Annotated in this window: 6 protein-coding genes, 1 other RNA gene and 1 other annotated feature; of the genes, 1 reads left to right on the top strand and 6 read right to left on the bottom strand. The window is 37.7% G+C overall.

What is annotated here, in order from left to right:
- Window positions 1-205: 205 nt before the first annotated feature.
- The 5 genes from CDZ89_RS05965 to CDZ89_RS05945 form a co-directional block, all read right to left on the bottom strand.
- On the bottom strand, window positions 206-973 hold the full coding sequence (locus CDZ89_RS05965) for a tRNA threonylcarbamoyladenosine dehydratase (protein WP_100333357.1): 768 nt from the start codon (window positions 971-973) through the stop codon (window positions 206-208).
- Between the two features lie 671 nt (window positions 974-1644).
- Window positions 1645-1838: non-coding RNA, 6S RNA (ssrS, locus tag CDZ89_RS05960), on the bottom strand.
- 72 nt (window positions 1839-1910) lie between these two features.
- Window positions 1911-3683 carry an aspartate--tRNA ligase gene (gene aspS, locus CDZ89_RS05955; protein WP_096156875.1) on the bottom strand — a complete coding sequence of 591 codons (1773 nt, stop codon included), beginning with the start codon at window positions 3681-3683 and terminating at the stop codon, window positions 1911-1913.
- The gene (gene hisS / locus CDZ89_RS05950; RefSeq protein WP_096153236.1) at window positions 3683-4966 is read right to left on the bottom strand and encodes a histidine--tRNA ligase; all 1284 of its coding nucleotides are present in this window, start codon (window positions 4964-4966) and stop codon (window positions 3683-3685) included. Before hisS ends, aspS begins: the two co-directional genes overlap by 1 nt.
- A gap of 104 nt (window positions 4967-5070) precedes the next feature.
- Window positions 5071-5352 (bottom strand) — a binding site (T-box leader).
- Window positions 5353-5433: 81 nt separating this feature from the next.
- Entirely contained in the window at window positions 5434-5610 is a 177-nt protein-coding gene (locus tag CDZ89_RS05945) for an RNA polymerase subunit sigma-70 (RefSeq protein WP_096153235.1), read from the bottom strand.
- Between the two features lie 212 nt (window positions 5611-5822).
- Here CDZ89_RS05945 and CDZ89_RS05940 point away from each other — a divergent pair, with 212 nt between their 5' ends.
- On the top strand, window positions 5823-7547 hold the full coding sequence (locus CDZ89_RS05940) for an N-acetylmuramoyl-L-alanine amidase family protein (protein ID WP_096153234.1): 1725 nt from the start codon (window positions 5823-5825) through the stop codon (window positions 7545-7547).
- A gap of 38 nt (window positions 7548-7585) precedes the next feature.
- Here the strand turns inward: CDZ89_RS05940 and dtd are convergent, their stop codons facing one another.
- The gene (gene dtd, locus CDZ89_RS05935; protein WP_096153233.1) at window positions 7586-8026 is read right to left on the bottom strand and encodes a D-aminoacyl-tRNA deacylase; all 441 of its coding nucleotides are present in this window, start codon (window positions 8024-8026) and stop codon (window positions 7586-7588) included.
- Between the last annotated feature and the right edge of the window lie 2 nt (window positions 8027-8028).

The following is an 8028-nucleotide window of genomic DNA, read 5'->3' as shown; positions in this document are numbered from 1 at the left end:
AACAGAATCGAACTTTCTAATTGTTTCATTGACCACATGTTCAATATCTTTTGATTTGGTAATATCACACTTTAAAGCTAAAGTTTTTACACCAATTCCTTTTAATTCCTCACAAGCTCGTTCGTTCATCGTATGAAACTGTTTCTGCACGAATAAATCCACGTTCTTCTATCCGTTTTTTCTATGGAATTTATAAGGTTCTAAATTAAAAACTAGTATTAACACGGTCGATTTTTATATCTTTTAACAATGTATTGATAACATGGCCAGCCATGATTAGTCCTGCAACTGATGGTACGAATGCGTTAGAAGACGGTGGCATTTGTGCTTTTCGAATTGGAGCATCTTTTTTCCCAACCGTTTCTTTTACATCTTCGCGAATAATAATCGGCTTTTCATCTGAAAAAACAACCTTTATACCACGTTTTATTCCTTCTTTACGAAGCTTTGTGCGAACAACTTTTGCAATTGGATCTGTGTTTGTTTTGGAAATATCTGCAATTTTAAAACGAGTAGGGTCCATTTTGTTCGCTGCACCCATACTTGAGATAATTTGGATTTTTCTTCTTAAACATTCTTTCATTAAATGAATTTTATAGGATATCGTATCAGAAGCATCCACAATAAAATCAGGATTATAGCTGAAAAACTCTTCATATGTTTCTTCTGTATAAAACATTTTTAGTGCAATTACTTCACATTGAGGATTAATATCCGCAATACGTTCCTTCATTAAATCTGCTTTCGGTTTTCCAACTGTAGAAAGTAATGCATGTATTTGACGATTTACGTTTGTAATATCAACGTCGTCTTTATCAACTAAGATTAAGCGCCCTACTCCAGAACGTGCTAATGCTTCGGCTGAAAAAGAACCAACACCACCGATACCTAGTACGGCTACTGTGCTGTTTTTTAGCGCATTTAATCCTTCTTGTCCTATCGCTAATTCATTACGTGAAAACTGGTGTAACATCTTCTCAACTCCAATATACGTTATCTTCTTATTGTTTACCCGAAATTGAATATATCATACTTATGATTAATTGCAAGTATGTCGATAGGATTTTATTTGAACTAAGCTAACATACAATAGGGTACTAAATGTTGATTTCCGTGCAAGGGTTCGCTTTCCGCGGGCTTGTCTAGTTTCAGCGGCTAGCTCCTCGAGTCATAAGTCATTGTCGCCTTGAGGGTAAAAAGCACCCTCAATTCGCCCCTACCTTATGCTTGTCGGAGCTGAACGAGCCGCTTCAAACATTTCGTTGCGCCGGGAGCCTCCTCGGCGCAAGCGCCTGTGGGGTCTCCCGCTCCACGCTTTTCCCGCAGGACAAGGAAGGCTACGAGAGCGATGCATCGCACGAAGGAAATGCGTTAGCATTTTCGAGGAGTCTCAGCCTTGCACGGAAATCAACAGGTAAGTAGTTAAGTTTTATAATATCAACACTCCCCATTAATAAAATAATTATCCATTTCCGTACGTTCATCATGCTAAGTTCATCTCACTCCACAACTTCCGCTTCACTTTTCATGCAGATAGGTTCAAAGAAAAACGACTTAGTTTTGATATTATGTTTAACAATTCAAAATAAAAACCCCTTCTCATTTTGTTGAGAAGGGGTTTTTGTGACGTTCGTATGTTATGTACGAAGTCCCAATCGTGCCGTCGTTTTGATGCCTTCGTTTTGAACCCGCTTACTGCAGGTGGGTGTTCTGTTTCGTGTTTTACACGTCCTACTCTAATTGGAAGGCATGTGCGCAACTAGAAAACTCTGAACTCCCGTATAAACTATTGTTCGGTCAAAACACAATAGGTTATACGACGAACACATCAGGACTTCATTCATTTCACTTGTTGTTAGTATAATATCATACGAAAAAAGCGAATGCAAGGGACGTTCGTATAGGAAGTTTTACCCTTTTTCAACATTAAGTGACAAGTGTAAATCATCTAATTGGGCGTTATCTACAGGGCTTGGTGCTTCTGTTAACACACAACTTGCACTTGCTGTTTTAGGGAATGCAATCGTATCCCTTAAGTTTGTTCTACCCGCTAATAACATAACTAAACGGTCTAATCCTAGGGCAATGCCTCCATGAGGTGGTGTACCGTAATCAAATGCTTCAAGAAGGAATCCAAACTGCTCTTTTGCTTCTTCTTTACTGAATCCTAAAACTTCAAACATTTTTTCTTGAATGTCACGCTCATAAATACGTAATGAACCTCCACCAAGTTCATAGCCATTTAATACAAGGTCATATGCTTGTGCACGAACACTGCTTGGATCTGTTGTTAATTTTTCAATGTCTTCACGAACAGGCATTGTAAATGGATGGTGAGCTGCAAAGTAACGTCGAGCTTCCTCATCGTATTCCAATAATGGCCAGTCAGTAACCCACAAGAAATTGAATTCACTCTCATCAATAAGGCCAAGTTCTTTTCCTAACTTCATTCTTAACGCGCCTAAAGCATCTGCAACTACTGCCTTCTTATCTGCAACGAATAGTAATAAGTCACCAACAGAAGCTTCTAGGACACTACGGAAGTTAGTTTGTTCTTCTTCATTGAAGAACTTAGCGATTGGACCTTTTAAACCGTCCTCTTCTACTTTCATCCAAGCAAGCCCTTTCGCACCATATCGACCTACGAATTCTGTTAGAGCATCGATGTCTTTACGAGAATATTTTGCTCCTCCTCCAACAACGTTAATTGCTTTTACTTGGCCACCGTTTTCGACTGCAGCAGCAAATACTTTGAAGCCACATGCTTTCACATGCTCTGAAAGGTCAACAAGTTCCATACCAAAGCGTGTGTCTGGCTTATCTGACCCGTAACGACTCATTGCTTCATTGTATGTCATTCGTGGGAACGCACTCGGTACATCGATTCCTTTTGTTTCTTTCATTACTTTCGCCATCATAGTTTCCATCATCGCAATAATATCTTCTTGAGTTAAGAAAGAAGTTTCAATGTCAACTTGTGTAAATTCCGGTTGACGGTCAGCACGAAGATCTTCATCACGGAAACATCTTGCAATCTGATAATAACGTTCTACACCGGAAACCATTAATAATTGTTTAAAGATTTGTGGTGACTGTGGTAAAGCGTAAAATTCACCAGGATGCACTCGGCTCGGTACTAAATAGTCACGTGCCCCTTCAGGTGTGCTTTTTGTTAAAATCGGAGTTTCCACTTCCATGAACATATTGTCGTTTAAATAATTACGAATAGTCTTTGTTACTTCATGGCGCATTTTTAATGTGTCAAACATAACAGGACGACGAAGGTCTAAATAACGATACTTTAATCGTACATCTTCACTAACCTCTGCTTTATTATCGATAACAAACGGTGGAGTTTTCGCAGCATTTAACACTTGAATTTCATCAACGTGTATTTCCACTTTACCTGTTTTCAAATTCGAGTTGACTTGCCCTGCTTCACGCTCTACAACTTTTCCTTTAACATACAATACAAACTCATTACGAATAGATTCCGCAATTTGTAGGCTTTCTGGTGAAACATCTGGGTTAAAAACAATTTGAACAAGTCCAGTACGGTCGCGTAAGTCGATGAAAATTAATCCACCTAAGTCACGTCTTTTTTGTACCCAGCCTTTTAGTTCGATCGTTTCGCCAATACATGATTCTGGTACTTCGCCACAAAAATACGTTCTTCCTTGCATCATGATCTCTCCCCACTTTTCTTTTCTGAAATGTATGCAACAACTTCTGATATAGGAATTTCTTGTTGTTCACCAGTCGCCATATCTTTTACTGCGGCAACGCCTTTATTTAACTCATCTTCGCCAAATACTACCGTGTATTTGGAATGAAGACGGTCAGCTGCTTTGAATTGTGCTTTCAATTTTTTGTCTTGATAATCTTTTTCTGCTAAAATACCAGCTTTTCGTAAATCATATAACACTTTCACTGCCGCATCTTTTGCTTGTACACCAAGCGCAACAACATAACAATCGATCTCATTTTCAATAGGGAAATCAACATTTTCTGCTTCCATAGCGGCCAAAAGTCTTTCAATACTTAACGCGAAGCCGATACCAGGTGTTTCTGGTCCCCCAATGTCTTGTACAAGACCATTGTAACGTCCGCCACCACATAATGTCGTAATGGCTCCAAATCCTTCAGAGGTACTCATGATTTCAAATGCTGTGTGGTAGTAATAATCTAAGCCACGAACCAAATTAGGATCAATTTCGTAATCAATGTTTAATGCTGTCAAATAGGCTACCACTTTATCAAAGTAGTTCTTTGATTCCTCATTTAAATACTCTAAGATAGATGGTGCTGTTTTCATTAACTCGTGATCACGGTCTTTTTTACAATCTAAAATACGAAGTGGATTTTTCTCTAGTCTTGATTGACAGTCGGAGCAAAATTCTTCGATTCTAGGTTGGAAGTGATTTATTAACGCTTGACGGTGTGCATCGCGACTTTCTTTATCTCCAAGACTATTGATGACGACTTTTAAGTTATTTAATCCTAAGCTTTTATATAAATCAACAGCTAATGCTATTACTTCTGCGTCAATGCTAGGGTCATTACTTCCTAATGCTTCAACTCCGAATTGAACGAACTGACGGAATCTTCCTGCTTGAGGACGTTCATAACGGAACATTGGACCAACATAGTATAGCTTTGTCGGTTGCTGAGGATTGCCGTGCATTTTATTTTCTACGAACGAGCGAGCTACAGATGCTGTACCTTCTGGACGAAGTGTTAAGTTTCGTTCGCCTCTATCTGTGAATGTGTACATTTCCTTTTGTACAATATCAGTTGTGTCACCTACACCTCTTAAAAATAGTTCTGTATGTTCAAAAATCGGTGTGCGTATTTCTTTATAGTTATAAAGTTTACAAATCTCTTTTGCTTTTTCTTCAATGTATTGCCATTTTTCTACCGTACCAGGCAAAATATCTTGCGTACCACGTGGTATTTGAATCGCCATTATAAGTCCTCCTTTTAGTGGTTAGTGGTTAGTGGGTGGGATTGTTAATAGATTAAAAATAAAAACTAAACAAAAAAACTCCCATCCCTTGTTTGATAATACAAACAAGGGACGAGAGTTTTAAATTCCCGTGGTGCCACCCTAATTGAAGCAAATTACACAAACAGTCCATACGGAATATGTAGTGCAATATGCTACCACTCAAACAGTTAACGCCTGCAACGTTCGCTTCCTACTAGAGCATCTTCCGTATAGAAGTGACTTTTTCAGAAAGAATCCTACGAGGTGTTCATTCGTTAAGGCATATTGGAGAAATGCTTTCAGCCTAAGGCATTTCCTCTCTTTCCAAATGGAACTTAACTACTATTCCCCATCATCGGTTTCGCTTTATATTATTGATTATGTATTGTTCAACTTATTAAGATGATACTTGCTAGTATATAAAGAACGAAACCTTCTTGTCAATACTAATACGAACGATTTATTTGTTTTTTTATTGTTCTAACATCTCTTACTGTAAGTCCAAATTCTGATGCAAGTTCTACGTAACTAGAATCTTTCTCTTTTTCTAAGAAATCATGAAAGCTAACTCCGAACACATCTTTTTTACCATAACTATGTGAATGCTTATCGCCGTATTTCATCCTAATCTCTCCTTTTTTTAACATTTACACAAAACAATTCAAAAAACCATATATTCCCTGATGACAAGTGGTACTAATACTTGGAAAATAGATTTATATATGCCTAACATCTATGTTGCCCTTTTTTTCAAATTTATTTACATGAAAGGAAGGATTTTTTCGTTATTTGTCGAATGAAAGGATTGGACAATTTTTATTAAGGAGGAACGTCATTGATCCGTAAGAGAGTGTTTCTTGCAATTATTATATTTTTTCTATTGTTATCAACCCACACTCCTTCCTATGTAAGTGCCTCCGATATGATTCAAGTTTCCGCTAACATATTGAATGTTAGAGAAACAAATTCAACGACTGGAGCAGTTGTAACACAGGTTAGAAGTGGAGAACGTTATGAGGTATTAGAAAGAAAGGGCGATTGGATAAAGATTAAAGTATCCAATTCATTGCAAGGGTGGGTTGCTGGTTTTCTTGTTACAAGTGTAAGAGGAGTCACCGCGACTGCAAACCAATCAACTGGGACAAATGGTACGATTACAACGGACGGTCTCCGTGTCCGTTCTGGACCAGGAATGAATCACTCGGTTGTAACTGTTTTATCAAATAAGAACAAAGTTACAGTCCTTGAAACGAAAGACAATTGGCTAAAGATTCGCTTTCATTCCCATGAAGGTTGGATATCGAAAGATTTTATTGCAATCGACCAACAAAGTGGGGCACCATCTACTAATACATCGACAAGTACTATATTAGAAATAACGACAAATTCTTTAAACGTTAGAAGTGAGCCAAACACTACATCAACAATTGTTGGTAAACTACAAAAAGGAAATAGAGTGAGTGTAGTCAACAGTAGAAACAACTGGTATGAGATTTCACACAACTCTATAAAAGGCTGGATACATCAAGACTACACAAAGGTTGTAACAAATTCTTCTAACTCTACAACGTTGACATCCAAACAAAGTGCAACCGTTACAGCATCTAGTTTAAATGTTAGAGACAGTGGGTCCTTAAATGGGAAAGTGATTAGCTCTTTGACAAAAGGGAGTAAAGTTTCTGTTTTACGTGATGTTAATAGTTGGACTGAAATTGAGTATAACAACGGCAAAAAAGGTTGGGTTGCTGGGTGGTATTTAGAAAAGTTAGATAGCCCATCAAGTCCAAATACAGTAAACGGCAATGTTGTTGTCCTTCATAATGGTACAAACATTCGAAAATCTCCATCTACAAATTCAGCTGTAGTAGCTAGAGCGAATGCAAGAGACCAATTTCAAATTATAGGTATGGAGAAAGATTGGTATAAAATTAGTCTTAGAGATGGATCAGAAGCTTATATAGCTGGTTGGATCGTACAAACTTTAGGTAATGTTCCCACAGTTACTCGAACTGGCAGTAGTTCACCATTAAAAAATAAAACGATAGTCATTGATGCTGGTCACGGTGGTAAGGACGTTGGAGCAATTGGAGTAAGTGGTGCTTATGAAAAAGACATCACGATTAGAACCGCAAAATTGCTTTATGATAAATTAGTAGCTGCTGGTGCAAACGTACACATGACACGAAATAACGACACTTCGATTTCATTGAGGGACCGCGTGCAAGTATCACATCGTCAAAAGGCAGATGCTTTCATTAGCGTCCATTACGATAGCATTGATATACCCTCTGTAAGAGGAACTACAACATATTACCTTAGTAACGAATCGAAAAAACTAGCAGAACATATTCACAATGCATTAATCCAATCAACAAACTTACGTGATAGAAAAGTGAACAAAGGTAACTTCCTTGTACTAAGAGAAAACAAACAACCTTCAGTTTTATTAGAATTAGGTTACATTAGTAATCGTGAAGAAGAGGCCATCATCTTAAGTGCAGACTATCAAAACAAAGCAGCAACAGCAATCTTCCAAGGGTTACTACAACATTTTAGATAAAGTAAAAAACAGCCATCCCTTATATGGAATGGCTGTTTTTATTTACTTTCAACAATTAGAGTTACAGGACCCTCATTAATAAAATCAACATCCATCATTGCTCCAAATTCTCCTGTTTCAACTGTAATTCCCTTTTTTCGAAACTTTTCATTTAACGCCTCATAAATAGGTGTTGCATGATCAGGTTTGGCCGCTTCCATAAAATTAGGACGTCTCCCTTTTTTACAATCACCGTATAACGTAAATTGAGATACCGATAATATTTGTCCACCAACATCTAATAAAGACAAGTTCATTTTCTCGTTTTCATCTTCAAAAATACGTAAGTTCGTAATTTTATCTGCCACATATGCAGCATCTTCCACTGTATCGGAATGGGTAACCCCAACAAGTAGCATTAATCCAAAGTCAATTCTGCCTACTACTTGTTCGTTTACTCTAACTTGAGCATTTCTAGCACGTTGCACAACAACTCTCATAA

It is taken from the genome of Bacillus alkalisoli (assembly GCF_002797415.1).
Classification (GTDB): domain Bacteria; phylum Bacillota; class Bacilli; order Bacillales; family Bacillaceae_I; genus Bacillus_CD; species Bacillus_CD alkalisoli.
The sequence above is the reverse complement of the archived record's forward strand: the minus strand, read 5'-3'. Positions and strand labels throughout refer to the sequence as shown.

Bases quoted from the DNA above. Each gene is read 5' to 3' on its own strand.
- aspS (WP_096156875.1), bottom strand. From the start codon at position 3,683: ATGCAAGGAAGAACGTATTTTTGTGGCGAAGTACCAGAATCATGTATT.
- hisS (WP_096153236.1), bottom strand. From the start codon at position 4,966: ATGGCGATTCAAATACCACGTGGTACGCAAGATATTTTGCCTGGTACG.
- CDZ89_RS05965 (WP_100333357.1), bottom strand. From the start codon at position 973: ATGTTACACCAGTTTTCACGTAATGAATTAGCGATAGGACAAGAAGGA.
- dtd (WP_096153233.1), bottom strand. From the start codon at position 8,026: ATGAGAGTTGTTGTGCAACGTGCTAGAAATGCTCAAGTTAGAGTAAAC.
- CDZ89_RS05945 (WP_096153235.1), bottom strand. From the start codon at position 5,610: ATGAAATACGGCGATAAGCATTCACATAGTTATGGTAAAAAAGATGTG.